Annotated in this window: 11 protein-coding genes; 4 read left to right on the top strand and 7 right to left on the bottom strand. The window is 59.0% G+C overall.

Going from position 1 to position 15567, the window contains the following annotated elements; translation table 11 throughout:
- Positions 1–96: 96 nt before the first annotated feature.
- The 5 genes from serA to NQ014_RS01445 all read right to left on the bottom strand — a co-directional run bounded on the left by serA (position 97) and on the right by NQ014_RS01445 (position 7442).
- On the bottom strand, positions 97–1692 hold the full coding sequence (gene serA / locus NQ014_RS01465; RefSeq protein WP_257073224.1) for a phosphoglycerate dehydrogenase: 1596 nt from the start codon (positions 1690–1692) through the stop codon (positions 97–99).
- A gap of 238 nt (positions 1693–1930) precedes the next feature.
- Positions 1931–3655 carry a hypothetical protein gene (locus NQ014_RS01460; protein ID WP_257073223.1) on the bottom strand — a complete coding sequence of 575 codons (1725 nt, stop codon included), beginning with the start codon at positions 3653–3655 and terminating at the stop codon, positions 1931–1933.
- A gap of 268 nt (positions 3656–3923) precedes the next feature.
- Positions 3924–4940: a ketol-acid reductoisomerase gene (gene ilvC, locus NQ014_RS01455; protein WP_257073222.1), complete on the bottom strand. Its 1017-nt coding sequence runs from the start codon at positions 4938–4940 to the stop codon at positions 3924–3926.
- A gap of 53 nt (positions 4941–4993) precedes the next feature.
- A complete protein-coding gene (ilvN, locus tag NQ014_RS01450) occupies positions 4994–5497 on the bottom strand; it encodes an acetolactate synthase small subunit (RefSeq protein WP_005509600.1) in 504 nt (167 codons plus the stop codon).
- Between the two features lie 34 nt (positions 5498–5531).
- Entirely contained in the window at positions 5532–7442 is a 1911-nt protein-coding gene (locus NQ014_RS01445) for an acetolactate synthase large subunit (RefSeq protein ID WP_257073220.1), read from the bottom strand.
- A gap of 360 nt (positions 7443–7802) precedes the next feature.
- On the opposite strand from NQ014_RS01445, the gene NQ014_RS01440 reads away from it, so the two are divergent.
- From NQ014_RS01440 to ilvD, 3 genes are all read left to right on the top strand, one after another.
- Complete coding sequence (locus tag NQ014_RS01440; RefSeq protein ID WP_257073219.1) at positions 7803–9458, top strand: mechanosensitive ion channel family protein; 1656 nt, start codon at positions 7803–7805, stop codon at positions 9456–9458.
- Between the two features lie 57 nt (positions 9459–9515).
- A complete protein-coding gene (locus tag NQ014_RS01435; protein ID WP_257073218.1) occupies positions 9516–10064 on the top strand; it encodes a PH domain-containing protein in 549 nt (182 codons plus the stop codon).
- 134 nt (positions 10065–10198) lie between these two features.
- A complete protein-coding gene (gene ilvD, locus NQ014_RS01430; protein WP_257073217.1) occupies positions 10199–12043 on the top strand; it encodes a dihydroxy-acid dehydratase in 1845 nt (614 codons plus the stop codon).
- A 15-nt stretch (positions 12044–12058) separates the two neighbouring features.
- On the opposite strand, the gene NQ014_RS01425 is transcribed toward ilvD, so the two are convergent.
- Positions 12059–12943, bottom strand: coding sequence for a hypothetical protein (locus NQ014_RS01425; RefSeq protein WP_257073216.1), 885 nt, complete (start codon positions 12941–12943; stop codon positions 12059–12061).
- A gap of 75 nt (positions 12944–13018) precedes the next feature.
- Positions 13019–14392 carry a DoxX family membrane protein gene (locus NQ014_RS01420; RefSeq protein ID WP_257073214.1) on the bottom strand — a complete coding sequence of 458 codons (1374 nt, stop codon included), beginning with the start codon at positions 14390–14392 and terminating at the stop codon, positions 13019–13021.
- A gap of 76 nt (positions 14393–14468) precedes the next feature.
- Here NQ014_RS01420 and NQ014_RS01415 point away from each other — a divergent pair, with 76 nt between their 5' ends.
- Positions 14469–15545: a glucose dehydrogenase gene (locus NQ014_RS01415; protein ID WP_257073212.1), complete on the top strand. Its 1077-nt coding sequence runs from the start codon at positions 14469–14471 to the stop codon at positions 15543–15545.
- The last annotated feature ends 22 nt before the right edge of the window (positions 15546–15567 follow it).

Raw genomic sequence — 15567 nt, 5'->3', positions numbered from 1 at the left:
AGCTGGGAAACAAAAACCCCCTCCATGCGGAGGGGATTTTTTCATGCAGTAGAAGTTGCACTAGAGACTAGCTCTAAAGCGCTTAGGCGCTCAGAACTAGTCCAGCTCGAGCTGCAGAGCGTGGGTAGCGGAGATATCCTCGGTAATCTTTTCGACGAGCTCCTCCGGAACCTCCTTGGAAACGCGCAGCACCAGGATGGCAGTCTGATCCGCTTCCTGCGGAGACAGAGCAGCAGCTTCGATGTTGATGCCGGACTGACCCAGGGTGGTAGCAACGCGACCCAGAGCACCCGGGACGTCCTTGTACAGCAGGAAGAGGTTACGGCCCTGAGCGCGCATGTCGATGCCGCGGCCATTGATGCGAACAATCTTCTCGACGCGGTTCAGACCAGTGAGAGCACCAACGACGGTAGCGGTGGAGCCATCAGCACCGATGACCTTGACCTCGAGAACGGAGCGGTGGGAGACGGACTCCGGCTCGGTCTCGACAGTGAAGGTCACACCACGCTCTTCTGCAATACGCGGAGCGTTGACGAAAGTGACCGGCTCTTCCACCATGAGGGAGAACAGTCCACGGATTGCTGCCATACCCAGAACGTTAACGTCCTCAGTGTGCAGCTCACCGCGAGCGGTAACCTCAACAGCGGCCGGAGCGCCCTCGAGCAGACCGCCAGCAACCAGACCCAGCTCACGAGCCAGCTCGAGCCACAGAGCCACCTCTTCACCGACAGCGCCACCGGAAACGTTGACCGCATCCGGGACGAACTCGCCAGCCAGTGCCAGCAGTACGGACTTAGCAACATCGGTACCGGCGCGGTCCTGAGCCTCAACGGTGGAGGCACCCAGGTGCGGAGCACAAACAGTTTCCGGCAGGCCAAACAGCGGGGAATCCGTGCACGGCTCGGTCGCGTACACGTCGAAGCCAGCACCGCGGATGTTGCCAGCCTTGATCGCGTCGGCAAGCGCCTGCTCGTCGACGAGACCACCGCGGGCAGCGTTAATGATGATCTGACCCTTCTTGGCCTTGCCCAGGAGCTCAGCATCGAACATGCCAGCGGTTTCCTTGGTCTTCGGCAGGTGGATGGTCACGAAATCAGCGCGAGCCATCAGTTCTTCCAGCTCAACCAGCTCAACACCGAGCTGAGCAGCACGGGCCGGGTTCGCGTACGGATCGTACGCAATGATGTTGGTCTCGAAAGCAGCGAGACGCTGCGCAAACAGCTGGCCGATGTGACCGAAACCGACGATACCGACGGTCTTGCCGAAGATTTCGACGCCCTTGAAGGAAGAGCGCTTCCACTCCCCTTCACGCAGGGACGCGTCCGCAGCCGGCAGCTGGCGGGCGGTGGCCAGCAGCAGTGCGATTGCGTGCTCACATGCAGAGTGAATATTGGAGGTCGGAGCGTTGACAACCATGACGCCGCGCTTGGTAGCGGTATCGATGTCGACGTTATCCAGGCCAACGCCGGCACGGCCGACGATCTTCAGATTCGGAGCAGCCTCGAGGACTTCCTGATCCACGGTGGTAGCAGAGCGGACGAGAAGTGCGTCAGCGTCACCAACCGCAGCCAGGAGCTCAGCGCGGTTCGGGCCATCTACCCAACGGACCTCAACGGAATCCCCCAATGCGTCCACAGTGGACTGTGCCAGCTTGTCGGCGATGAGGACAACGGGGCGAGCGTTCTGGCTCACAAGCATCTCCTGGTTTGTCTCGAAAAGTTTATGCGGTATGTGCGGTGTCACTTAAGAAAACTACTAAAGCGTGCACGCACATTACGTCTCATCATAAACTCTGGGGGTGAGACACGGGGGGACTTACCTAAGCAAAACGGCGCTTACTACCCTTTGTTTAGGGAGTAAGCGCCGTTGCCCCCGACATTCAAGTCGGCAAATATTTCGCGTTATATTTTTATTTCTGCTGGTCTATAACCTACTGGTACGTAACCAACCACGGACGCGGCTCGATGTTCATGGTCTCCTCAGGAGTAAACATCGGCTGATCCTCGTCGATGAAGTTCTTCCACGCCTCGAAAATCTCCGGCTGCAAATCCTGCAACATGACGTTCCAGGTCTCAAACTTTTCCTGCGCGGTGCCATGGCCGTCGGCATGCAGAACGAATGCCAGCTCCGGGTGCGACAGGTCCAGCGTCTCGCGGTCACGAATCATCTGTAGCTGGAACTGGTGCAGCATCAGCATCTTCTGCGGAAGGTTGTTCTTACGAGTCAGCTCAGCCAGCCAATCAGCAACGCGGTTGACTTCTTCAGCCTTAACGTGACCAACCTGGGTCGCCGGAACCTGCCCTGGTTCCATCTTCCACTCCGGGTCCAGCGCCAAACCGACATTTGGCATCTTCAGCAGTTCTTCGTAGAACTTGGCCTGGTCCAGGAAGTCTGCGCTTCCCGGCTGCAGGTCGATGATGACGTAGCCGCCGGCCTTGGTCATGGCCTCGACGTACGGCTTCAGAGTCTCAACCGGCGCCGGCTCGGAGTAGTCACCGCGCGGGCCCGGGTCGGCCTGTGCAACCGAAGCAATAATTTCGAAGGCCGGCAGTACCGGGTCATCGGCGAACTTCTCGTACTGCTTGACGTAGTCCTTCGCACGTGCGACGGCATCCTCCGGATTATCCTCGCCCATCACGCCCAATGGAGCGACACCCGGGTGACCATACGTTGCAATCAGATGACGGCCGGGGAACAGCAGTGTGCCTCCACCTGGCAGCTCCTTGACCTTGTCATCTTTGGCCAGCTCGATGGACTGATCGAACTTGTCCTTATCGCCGAAGACCTTACCCAGAGCAATCAGGGACTCGCCGTCGCGAGCAGCGGAAATCGACTCAGAGGTAGCACGCGCGTCGCCCACCGGCAGCCAACTGACCTTCAGGCCAGCGGCGCGGGCCGTAGCAATGGAGGCCAAACCGGTACCTGGTGCGGCCAGTGCCAACGTGTCCTTAACTTCCTTCGGAGATCCCTTCGGCAGGGTGACGCTCTCCTGTCCCTTGTCGTCCTGCCCATCGCTGGCGCGATCCTGAGCCTCCTGGTTGGCTGCCCCATCCTTCGTTGCGTCGCCCTCAACGACAGTTGGCTTCTCCGGATCCATCTCAACGACAGCGCGAGTCGGCTTCGACTCCGTCTCCTTGAGAACCTTAAACTCGGTACCGACGAGCTCCTTAAGGCCATCGGTCGTACCCGGATCCGCAATGATCTGACGGCCCTCTTCCCCAGTCAGGTCAACTGCCCCCACAGTAAGGACTGTCTTTGCGCCCAGGCGGTCAATCTCTTTTTCCACATCGGCGATATCGGCGCCAGTATCACGGCCACGAGCGTCCTTCTTCGGGCTCTTGGCAGTAGTGTCATCTTCCGCATCTTCGGCAGAACCAGCCACTAGCATCGGCAGACCAGCAGCAACGGCGATGCCTGCCGCCCTACGCTGCTCAGCAGAGCCAGCCGAGGAAACGACAACCGCTTCCGAACTGTCGATCAGGCTTTCCGACGCTGCGATGTCGTCGCTAAGCACCGTCGATTCAGCGTCCACCTTCTTCGTGGAAACAGCGCTGTCGGAATTTCCACACGCGACCAAGGCACTTGACCCCAACGCCAGGCTGACCGTCAGGGCAACGGTTGCCGTCACGCGCCGCGTCATTGCGGATACTCGCACATTTACCTCCGTGAAATGATTTGATTTCAACGATTAGACTATCGAACGTCTTTGTTGAGGGAGACCTTTCAACCCAGATTAGAACCCCGGATAGGACTGGGGCTACACCCGTTTGGCAGTAGTTGCTTCTAGCTCAGACGTCTACCCCACCCGTTTCAGTGAAAGAAAACTAGTAAGAGAGATACGAAAAGGGCCTCATCACGGCGGTGAAGCTCAGTGATGAAGCCCTACTTCGCGAACAAGCGAAGGATTCGCTTAAACAATAAACTTAGGCAGTCTCAGCGCGAGCGTCGACCTTAACCCAGCTCATCAGGTCGCGCAGCTTGGAGCCGACCTCTTCAATCTGGTGGTTGTTGTAGGAAGCGCGCAGGTCCTCGAGTTCCTTGTTGCCGCCCTCGACGTTGGCAATCAGGCGCTTGGTGAAGGAGCCGTCCTGAATGTCAGACAGAATCTCGCGCATGTGCTGCTTGGTATCAGCGGTAATAACGCGCGGGCCAGACAGGTAGCCACCGAACTCAGCGGTGTCGGAGACCGAGTAGTTCATGTTGGCAATACCGCCCTCGAACATCAGGTCAACAATCAGCTTCAGCTCGTGCAGGCACTCGAAGTATGCCATCTCCGGCTCGTAGCCAGCTTCAACCAGAACCTCGAAACCGACCTTGACCAGTTCCTCGGTGCCACCACAGAGAACAGCCTGCTCACCGAACAGGTCGGTCACAGTCTCTGCCTCGAAGGTGGTCGGGATAACGCCAGCACGGGCACCACCGATAGCCGCAGCGTAGGACAGAGCCAGGTCGCGGCCCTCGCCCTTCGGGTCCTGGTCAACAGCAATCAAGCACGGAACGCCCTTGCCATCGACGAACTGACGACGAACCAGGTGACCCGGGCCCTTCGGAGCAACCATACCGACGGTGATGTTGTCAGCCGGCTTGATGAGGTCGAAGTGGATGTTCAGACCGTGGCCGAAGAACAGCGCGTCGCCGTCCTTCAGGTTCGGCTCGATGTCCTCGCTGTAAACCTTTGCCTGGGTGGTGTCCGGAACCAGCACCATAATAACGTCTGCCCATGCAGCGGCATCTGCGTTGGACTTAACCTCGAAGCCAGCTTCCTGGGCCTTCACAGCGGACTTGGAACCTTCACGCAGACCGATAACAACCTCGACACCGGACTCGCGCAGGTTCTGAGCGTGAGCGTGGCCCTGGGAACCGTAGCCCAGGATGGCGACCTTACGTCCCTGGATGATGGACAGATCAGCATCGTCGTCGTACAGCAGTTCAATAGCCATTAAAATTAGCCTCTTTTCGAATCGGGTTCGTTAAAAATCTTAGCGTTTAGTTGTTAGCGGGTCTGGAGCATCGGCTTCGGCCCGCGTGCCATTGCGACGGTACCGGACTGAATGAGCTCACGGATACCAAACGGCTCGAGGACCTCCAGCAGGGCTACAAGCTTCGAGCGCTCACCCGTCGCCTCAATGATGACAGACTCTTGAGAAACGTCCACCACACGGGCACGGAAGAGATTGGCGGCATCGACAACCTGCGGACGATTGGTGTTGTCGCAGGAAACCTTCACCATTAGCAGTCCGCGCGACACCATGGTCTCTGGGGGCTGGCGGACCACCTTCAGCACGGGTACCAGCTTGTTCAGCTGCTTAGTGATCTGTTCGATCGGCAGCGTCTCCGTCTCAACCACGACGGTGATGCGGTTGACTCCCTCGGTCTCAGTTTCACCCGAGGTAATCGACTGGATGCTGAAACCTCGGCGGGTGAACATGCCCGCAATGCGGACCAGAATTCCCGGTTCATCGAGGGTCAACACGGATAGAGTGTGCAGTTCAGCCATTTTGGGACTCACTTCCTGTTGCTTCGGATCCCGATTAGCGGGTCTTCATGGACGGGTGGTTAGCGTCGGGCTGCTTCGCGGCGTCCTCGGCGTTGTCCACAACAGTGCCGTGGATGTCAGCCGGGGCCTCAGCTGCTGAATTCTCATCGTTGAACAGCGGGCGCAGACCGCGGGCGTATTCGACCTCATCATTGGACTTGCCAGCTGCCACCATCGGCCACACCTGAGCATCCTCACCGACAATGAAGTCAATAACCACCGGTCGGTCATTAATCTCGCGTGCCTTCTTAATCGCCGCCGCGACGTCTTCCTTCTTGGTCACGCGAATAGCCACGCAGCCAAGCCCCTCGGAGAGCTGGACGAAGTCCGGCAGGTAGGAGTTATCCTCCGGGCGCAGCTTGGTGTTGGAGTAGCGCTGGTCGTAAAACAGCGTCTGCCACTGACGAACCATGCCCAGGTTACCGTTGTTGATCAAGGCAACCTTGATGGGGAAACCTTCCATTGCACAGGTGGTCAGCTCCTGATTGGTCATCTGGAAGCAACCGTCACCATCAATGGCCCAGACTTCCTTTTCTGGAGCAGCCGCCTTGGCGCCCATCGCAGCCGGGATTGAGTAGCCCATCGTGCCGGCACCACCGGAGTTAAGCCAGGTGCGCGGGTTCTCGTACTGGACGAACTGCGCTGCCCACATCTGGTGCTGGCCGACGCCAGCGGCATAAATGGCCTCCGGGCCAACGATGTCGGACAGAGTCTGAATTACAAACTGCGGAGCGATTGCACCATCAGCGGGCTCTTCCCACCCGAGGGGGAACTCGTCGCGGAGACCGTCGAGAAGCTTCAGCCAGTCGGCAATCTGCGGGCGACTAAGACCGAGCTTGGTGTAGGACTCGCTAAGTGCGGCAAGGACCTCGCGGGCATCGCCGACGATGGGAACATCAACTTCACGGAGCTTGCCAATCTCTGCCGGGTCAATGTCGGCGTGGATAACCTTCGCGTTCGGTGCGAAGGAATTCAGATCACCGGTAACACGGTCGTCGAAACGCGCGCCGATAGTGATGAGCAGATCGGACTTCTGCAGAGCAGCGACGGCGGACACCTTGCCGTGCATACCCGGCATACCCATGTGCAGCGGGTGCGAGTCCGGGAATGCGCCGCGAGCCATCAGAGTGGTCACGACCGGAACCCCAGTCTGCTCGGCGAACTCGACCAGCTCCTTGGAAGCATCAGCCTTAATGACGCCACCACCGATGTAGAGCACCGGACGCTTGGCTGCAGCAATCATCTCAGCTGCTTCATCAATCTGGCGCTGATGCGGAGTCGTCACAGGACGGTAGCCCGGCAGATCAATCTCCGGCGGCCAGGTGAAGTCGATCATCGTATTCTGGAGGTCCTTCGGGACATCAACCAGAACCGGACCTGGACGGCCAGAAGAAGCCAGGTGGAATGCCTCAGCGAGGGCGCGCGGGATGTCCTGAGCTTCGGTGACCATGAAGTTGTGCTTAGTAATCGGCATGGTCACACCGCGAATGTCAGCCTCCTGGAAAGCGTCAGTACCCAGCAGCGGACGACCGACCTGACCTGTGATAGCGACAACTGGAACGGAGTCCATCTGAGCATCCGCGAGCGGGGTCACCAGGTTAGTAGCACCCGGACCGGAAGTCGCGATACAGACACCGACCTTGCCGGAAACCTGCGCGTAACCAGTGGCAGCGTGGCCAGCTCCCTGCTCGTGACGCACGAGGACGTGGCGGAGCTTTTCCGAGTCATAAATCGGATCGTAGAGCGGAAGCACTGCACCACCGGGAATACCGAAGGCTACCTCGACACCAAGCTCTTCAAGGGATCGGACAATGGCTCGTGCACCAGAAATTCGCTCGGGGGCGCTGGTGCGCGCCTTAGCCGCGAATTGGGCGGGCGATGGGGTGTGCTGCTCGTGCGCGTTCACGATTTCGCTCCTGGATCATGGTGGGCAACTACTCAACTCACATTCACGCAAAGAAGCTACGAATGTGGCGTTGGCTACAACCCTAACGTCCACATAGTGAGAAGTCAATCCCGCCAATTGGACACACCATCCGCATCACACCCCGAGCATCCACCCGATTCCAACGAGAACCCCACCCCAACTTTGGGAATCACTCTACCCAGAAACTCCCCGACCACGACCCCGGGGACACCCAAACCTGCACACCCAAGCCCTACACGCCTGAACCCCGCAAGCCTCAAGCCCAAAGCTCGTCTTTATGCATAATTCTTTACCTTTAAACTCAGCGCATATTAAGGCGAACGCCCTACGGTGGATGGCATGGAATTCTTGCAATACATGTTGTTACGGGCATGGCAATGGGTGGCCAATAACGGCCTTGCCATCGCATGTCTGGCCATTCTGCTAATTCTTGTTCCCCGTATCCGACGTTTCGTTCTGGCAATTGCGGACGGAAACATCTCCTCCGAAGAGGAGCAGTCCAAGGGACGGCGCGCACTAATTGGCGCTGTGGTTTACATCGTCGAAGTCATTGCATACTTCGTCTTAATCATCGCGATTCTGTCGAAATTCGGAATCTCACTAACCGCCGCCGCTATCCCCGCGACGGTTGTTTCCGCCGCTGTTGGTTTTGGCGCACAGGGAGTCATCGCCGACTTCCTTGGCGGACTGTTCATCATCGCCGAGAAGCAGTACGGCATTGGCGACTGGGTTGAGTTCCATGCCCCTTCGGGCACCGTGCAGGGTGACGTGGTCAATATGACATTGCGCGCCACCACCATCCGTACCCTAAACGGCGAGGAAATCATCGTGCCGAACTCCGAGGCACGCATGTGTATCAACTACTCCTCGCAGTGGTCCCGTGCTGTTGTTGAAGTTCCCGTACCGATGACCGCCGGTGGCTCCATTAAGGATTTGGAAGAGCGCACTGTCGTCGCCGCCAAGCGTGCAATCGCACTGGACTCCGTCAAGGATGCAGTTCTCTCCGAGATCAAGCTGCAGTCCTCCACGGAGCTCAATCCGCCGACGGTTATGGGCCTGCCGTGGACCGTCACTATGCGCTTGATTGTCGACTGCAAACCGGGCGACCAATGGCTCATCGAGCGTGCTATCCGCGCCGCAGTCATCGACACTTGGTGGGATGACTACGGCGAGCGCGCCCAACAGACCCCGTTTGCTCCCGCCGAAGAAATCACCGGTCATGTCCGCGATGACACGATGATTGAACAGCTCAGGCAGGCCGATGCTAAGCAAGCGAAAAAACAACAGCTTGACGACGGCGACAGCGCTCCAACCGAAGTTGTCGAAGCGGTAGCGGACACTACTGCCCAGCCGGATACCGCAGAAACCAAGCTGTTGGAAACTCAGACCGTCGATAAGCAAGACGGGAACGAGCGATCCGACCTGCCGCATGCGGGTGCCGACCTCGATGATGCTCGACGCGAGCAGGAGGACAGCGGAAGCAACAATGCCATCCGCAAGCTGGTTAGCCATCCTGACTGGAAGACGCTCACGAACCGCCAGAAGGTCCGGCGAATCCTCTCCGCAGGTGGACGCGCTCGCGTTTCGACGATTGTGCTCTTGGTAACGTTACTGATTCTCTTCATTTTGAACCTGATGACAGTCGAAACTGAGGACGGCCCATCTGGATGGTTGGCACCAAGTAGGTGGAACGATCGCGTAGCGACACAGGAAGAGGACTCGGAAGAGTCGTCGGCACCGCAGTCATCCAACCAGCCGACTAGTACCACACAGAATGTGCAGCCCACCGAGACCACTCAGCAGAATCAGACGTCTCAGGACCAGCCAACGGAGACTTCTCAGCAGCCGCAGAACACACAGAACCGCGCACCTTCGACCACCACCTCCACCCAGCCAAGCACTGACCAGAGCAACACTGGCACCGAGGACACTGGCGGATCGCAGTCGACGGACTCCACTAACAACGCGGAACCGAACTCGGCTGATACGCAATAACGCGCAACCGCCTACCGTGCACTAACCAATCCGAACTACCCGCTACAATCAAAGGCCATGACTGACTCGACTCCACAGCCAAAAATTGCGACGCAGCGATTTCGCCCACAGAAGACGCATCTGTTCATCGTTGCGTTCATGGTCGTGCTGTGTGTAATTGCCACCGGCTTTACCCCGTGGCTGGCCGTTACCTTCCTGGCACCGTTGATTTATACGCTTTGGATTTTCCGAGTACGCACCACCGTGGGGCCACGCGGCATCACTGCGGTTTACCTACTGTCCCAGCGTCGTTCGGTGCCCTGGAGTGATTTTGCAGGCATCTTCTTCAACAAGGGCGGTCGAGCCTTTGCGGTCACCAAGTCAGATGAGCGTATCGCTCTGCCGGCCATCTCGTTTAATTCACTGCCCGAGTTGAAGGAAGCCACCGGCGGTCTGATTCCGGATCCGATTACTTCGGCTCGCATGGCGGAAAATGACAAGGTCGAGGTCTTTGACCGCGATGGCTACTCCGTAATGAAGAAGGCCAGTGAGGTTGAGGCTGATGCCAAGGCCAAAAGCACCAAGGTTAAAGGTGCCAAGACTAAAGGTGACGCCTCTGCCGAGTAATATATAAGCAGTCCACAAAGCCCCTAAATCTCATTATGCGGACACTAGTGACCACGAAATGAGACATTAGGGGCTTTTTGTGATTAATATGGATAATTAACTACCTTGCACCCTATCTAGGAAGGGCAGCCCCCATGATTCCCCTTCGCTCTAAAGTCACCACTGCCGGCCGTAATGCTGCAGGTGCGCGTTCGCTATGGCGCGCAACTGGCATGACCGATGGCGACTTCGGCAAGCCGATTATCGCAATTGCAAACTCTTACACTCAGTTCGTTCCGGGTCACGTGCACCTAAAGGACGTTGGCGACATCGTCGCAGAAGCTGTGACCGCAGCCGGTGGTGTCCCCCGTGAGTTCAACACCATTGCTGTCGATGACGGAATTGCGATGGGCCACGACGGCATGCTCTACTCGCTGCCGTCCCGTGAGATTATTGCTGACTCTGTCGAGTACATGGTCAACGCTCATACCGCTGACGCATTGGTCTGTATTTCCAACTGTGACAAGATCACGCCGGGCATGCTCAATGCGGCTCTGCGTCTGAATATCCCGGTGGTCTTCGTTTCCGGCGGGCCGATGGAATCTGGATCTTCGGTTGTTATCGATGGCGTCGTCAAGCCCGGCTCTGACCTCATCTCGGCTATTTCTGCATCCGCGAACGACAAGGTCGATGACAAGAACCTGCTCGACATCGAGCGCTCGGCGTGCCCGACCTGCGGATCGTGTTCGGGTATGTTCACCGCAAACTCGATGAACTGCCTGACCGAGGCCCTCGGCCTGTCCCTGCCGGGTAACGGTTCTACCCTGGCAACTCAGCAGGCGCGTCGCGATTTGTTCACGCGCGCCGGTGAACTGATTGTGGACCTGGCGAAGAGCTACTACCACGATGGTGACGAGTCCGTGCTGCCGCGCAACATCGCCAACCACGATGCCTTTGTCAACGCAATGACACTCGACGTTGCCATGGGCGGTTCCACCAACACCGTGCTGCACATTCTCGCTGCCGCACAGGAGGGCGAGATCGACTTCGACCTCTCCGACATCGACGCCATTTCCCGCCGCGTGCCTTGTCTGTCCAAGGTGGCACCGAACTCGGACTATTACATGGAGGATGTCCACCGCGCCGGTGGTATTCCAGCCATCCTCGGCGAACTGCGCCGCGCGGACCTGCTGCAAATGAATGTCCGCTCCGTTCACTCCCCATCTCTGGAGGAGCACCTGGACAACTGGGATATCCGCGGCGGCAAGGCCACTGACGAAGCGATTGAGCTGTTCCACGCAGCCCCTGGCGGTGTCCGCACCACCGAGCCGTTCTCCACGTCCAACCGCTGGGAGAGCCTGGATACGGACTCCGAAAATGGCTGCATCCGCGACTTCGACCACGCCTACACCAAGGAAGGCGGTCTGTGTGTCCTGCGCGGCAATATCGCCGAGGACGGCGCTGTCCTGAAGACCGCCGGTATCGGCGAGGATCAGTTCCACTTCGAGGGCACCGCTCGCGTCGTGGAGAGCCAGGAAGAGGCTGTCTCGGTCATCTTGAACCGCACCTTGCAGCCGGGCGAAGTTCTCTTTGTCATCTACGAAGGTCCTTCCGGCGGCCCGGGCATGCAGGAAATGCTGCACCCGACCGCATTCATCAAGGGCGCTGGCCTGGGTAAGGTCTGTGCGCTGGTCACCGATGGTCGCTTCTCCGGCGGTTCCTCCGGACTGTCTATCGGCCACGTTTCCCCGGAGGCCGCTGCCGGCGGCGCAATCGGTCTCGTCCGCAACGGCGACCCGGTGTACATCGATGTCGCTGAACGACGCCTTGAGATTCAGGTGTCCGACGAGGAGCTGGCCGCTCGCCGCGATGAGGAGCTCAAGCGCGATAAGCCATTTACTCCGCACAAGCCGCGTCCGCGCAAGGTCTCCAAGGCGCTGCGCGCATACGCCAAGATGGCGTCCAGTGCGGATAAGGGCGCGGTCCGCATTGTCGACTAGCTAAATCAACCCCGTTTAAAGGCCTGTGCTTACCGCACGGGCCTTTTGCGTTTCTAGAGTGGCTTTGCGCCCAGTCTTCTGCGTAGGCTTCACCAAATCCCGGTATTCGACGTCGGCAATCCCCTCAGCGACGTCCTCGGTGTGTGCATATTTGCCGCCCTCGGTAATGGCCGCCATTACATATCCGGGGCCAAAAACAACGGAAGAGTGCCACGAACGCCGGTTGGACCAGCCCATTTTCGCGCCTTCAGAGCCGGGCAGCCCGGCAAGACCAAAATTCTGTCGATAGCCATCGGCAGCAATCGGCGACCAGTGTCGCATCGCCTCGAGCACCTCAGAATTAGGATGCTTCAGACGAAGCTGGGAAATAAAAGACACCACATCTTCCGCGGTAGTCCTCGATACTCCCCACTTTTCTCCGCCGGAAGTGTTGAACAGGCCGTACTCGGTCGCAATGGAATCGACCGATTCCGGGTACTTCCGGTAGAAGTCGGCTGCCAAATCGTCGTCGGAACGCGAAATCATCTTCTCGACGCGCTCGGCATCGTCGGCAGTGCCGTGTTCGAGCACATACTGACCGATATACAACTTAATCAGGGATAGCGCCGGCAGCGGGCGTTGCGATGCCTGGCTGCTGTACCCCACGCCCACCGGCTCGTAGCTCACCGCCATTTGCGTGCGCGGGTCAGTCTCGATCAACCCTTCGGCGTTGAGGTTCATACGCGGCAGACTCACCCCATGAGTCGGCCAGGCGCTTGCCGACGAGACGGAGGCTGCAACCTCATTGTGCTCGCCGGCAGCGGCTGTCGAGGGTGAGTGAATCGACGTTGTAGCGCCTATCGAAGACATGAAAAAGACCACCGCGAGGGTGGTCTTTAGTGCGTGTCTCGACTTTGGCATAGGGGGCATTGTACCCCGGCCCTAACCGAGAACCTAGTTTAGGTCGCTCGACTGTTTGTGTAGCTGCGAGCCGCCTTAGCCAATAAACGGCAGCGTGCCGGTCGTCAGCCACCACAGGCCAACTGCTGCGGCGATGGACAGAATTCCGAAGATCCAAGACGATGCCAGTGGTCGACGAGCCCAGCCGCGTCCGAAGTCGATGCCGATGCGGCCCGGGCCGGTGAACTGCAAGCCAAGTGCCATGGCGGTCATCAACAGCTGTAGTTGGAGGTTGCTGGAGTCTTGGCCGACGATATTCACGCCATTGGCTGAGGTAGCCACATCAAACATGCTGAGGTAGGCGGACAATGCCAGCGCCAACGCCGCGGCCAGCGGTGTCGCGAGCCCCAGGATGAGCAGGGCACCCGCGATGAGCTGAACCGTTGGGATGGCAGTGGCCATCACAGGGCCGAGGGCGAAGTTGTTCTGGCTAAACTGTGTCTCCAGCGCAGTGGTGCCACCGGAGTTGCCCCAGCCGAGCAGTGTTGTCAGGCCATGGACCAGCAGCAGCGCGCCCAAGCCAAGGCGCAGCAGCAGGAGACCGAAGTCGGTGGTGCCGCGACGGGACTCCGGTTCGTTGTCGTCGTAGAAATCCGTGTCTTCATCGTCGTCAGCAGTGGCGGTAGTCGTAGCAGCAGTTGCCCCGGCAGCTCCTACGCCTGCTCCTGCAACACCAGCGGCACCAGCTGCACCGGCGGTATCGCGGGACGCAGTCGGTTCAGCGAAATCCGATCCATCGAAATACTGAGTCTCAGCTGCGGAATTGCGTGAGGAGTCATAGGTCGACTCCGCCTCATCGTCGAATACTGGCTGTGCTTCCGACTTATTCGCAGTAGCTCCCGCTGCGGACGCTGCTGCCGCTTCAGAAGCCGAGAAGGCTTGCGTCGGCTGGCTGAAATCCTCGTCTGAATCAACGTGCTCACTACGAGCCGGCTGCTCAAAGATTTCGGTTGCCTCCGACTCTGGGGCTACCTCCGACTCTTTATCGGCCGCGGGCGCTGATTCAGTTTCAGCCTGTTCATCCCGCGGCGAAGGCTTGCCGGCAGGGCTAATCACCTGAGGTGCCGTGCGGCCTGCGGCGGCGTAGGCGTCGTAGCGCTTCTTCGGCTCATCCTGAACTTCAGGCTCCGGTTCCGAGCTCGGCTCGACCTCTGTCTCTGCCACTGTCTCTGATGCAGCGGCAGGTTCCGGAGTCAGGTCTTCTTGGCCTGCCTCCGGCTCCTCCTCTACGCGCTTTTCCGGCACACCCGGAAAAATCTGCGTTGCGGTGTTGTCGCTGTCATCGCGGTTGGTTTCTTCGTTCATTGGCTCAGCGAGCTTGCGGTAGGTCGGGACGTCGAGATCGTCATCGAATCCGTCCTCCACATTCTCGAGGGCGCGGTCGTTCGGGTACTTCTCTGAGTCGCTCACATCGTCCACATTAAAACTACTGCCTCACTTTTGGTCGCAGGCGTGGCCGTGAAACGAGGCTGTATTGTGTATGCCTATGGGATTCCACCTCGTCCACACCGGCAGTGCACAGGCTCGCGCTCGCGGGCGGCGTCGTCGTGCTGCGCTCGCTGCTGGTGTCGTCGGGATGGTCTCTCTTTCCGGCTGCATGAGTGCCTCGAACGCGCTTGAGTTACCGTTTACGGAAGACAAGTCAGAACCGACGGGCATTGCCATGCCGAAGTTTTCCTCCCCTGATTTGCCCTCTACCCCGGTCCCAACCACGGAAAACAAAGCCAAAGACAAAGGTCCCTGCGACCTAGACGATGTCACTCTCGCCGCCTGCTTACCGCTTACCACCGCGCTAGCTGCAATCGGCCCTGGGGAGGCTCTCGTCGCCACCGATGACGGTGCGCTCACCGTTGTCGCACCGGGTAAGACACCGCGTGAGGTCGCACGGCTCGGCGCCCCTGCAAAACAGTTGCTGCCCAGTCCCTCGGTTGAAGAGGACCGCCAGGTCTTTGTTTTGCGTGACGACGACACCATCGCGCGCGTCACCCTCGTGGAGGGCGGCACCGCTGATGTGCGCGAACTTCCGGACCTCAGCGAGCCGGGCATTCTCGGTATCTATTTTGACCGAACTTCGGGCGCCCTGTCCCCGCGCAAATTGCTCGTGGGGGATCCCGGCATTGAGTTTCAGCAGTTCTGCCATGGTCCTGAAGGAATGCCGCCGTTGGCAACCGCCATTCTCGACGGCACCCCACAGCTGGTTCAGCTCACCGGCCCTGTGATTAACCCCCTCGGCGGTGTGGACCTGAACGATTCCATCGGTGGGTGCGCAGTGATGGGTGACCGCGTGGTCATTGCCATCCCAGACGCGCAGAAGGTCATCTCCATGCCGGTGGGGCCACAGTACAGTGGGCCCGACGCGGCGTGGGAGGTCAAGGGTTCCCCTGAGGTGCTTGTCGACGGCGACTTCGGCCACATCTCGCATGTAGCAGCTGTCGCAGCGAATCAGGGTATTGAAGTTTGGGGTGCCACGACAAACAAAACCGCCGGGGCACAACCGTCGGAGTCTGACGAGCGCGTCGTCAGACTGCCGAGCGATGGTGCCGCCGGCGGTTCCCCGGATTAGCTTTCAGGGAGGCTAGCTGGGT

It is taken from the genome of Corynebacterium sp. 5QC2CO (assembly GCF_024580435.1).
GTDB lineage: Bacteria > Actinomycetota > Actinomycetes > Mycobacteriales > Mycobacteriaceae > Corynebacterium > Corynebacterium jeikeium_D.
This window is presented reverse-complemented; position numbering and strand designations above follow the sequence as displayed.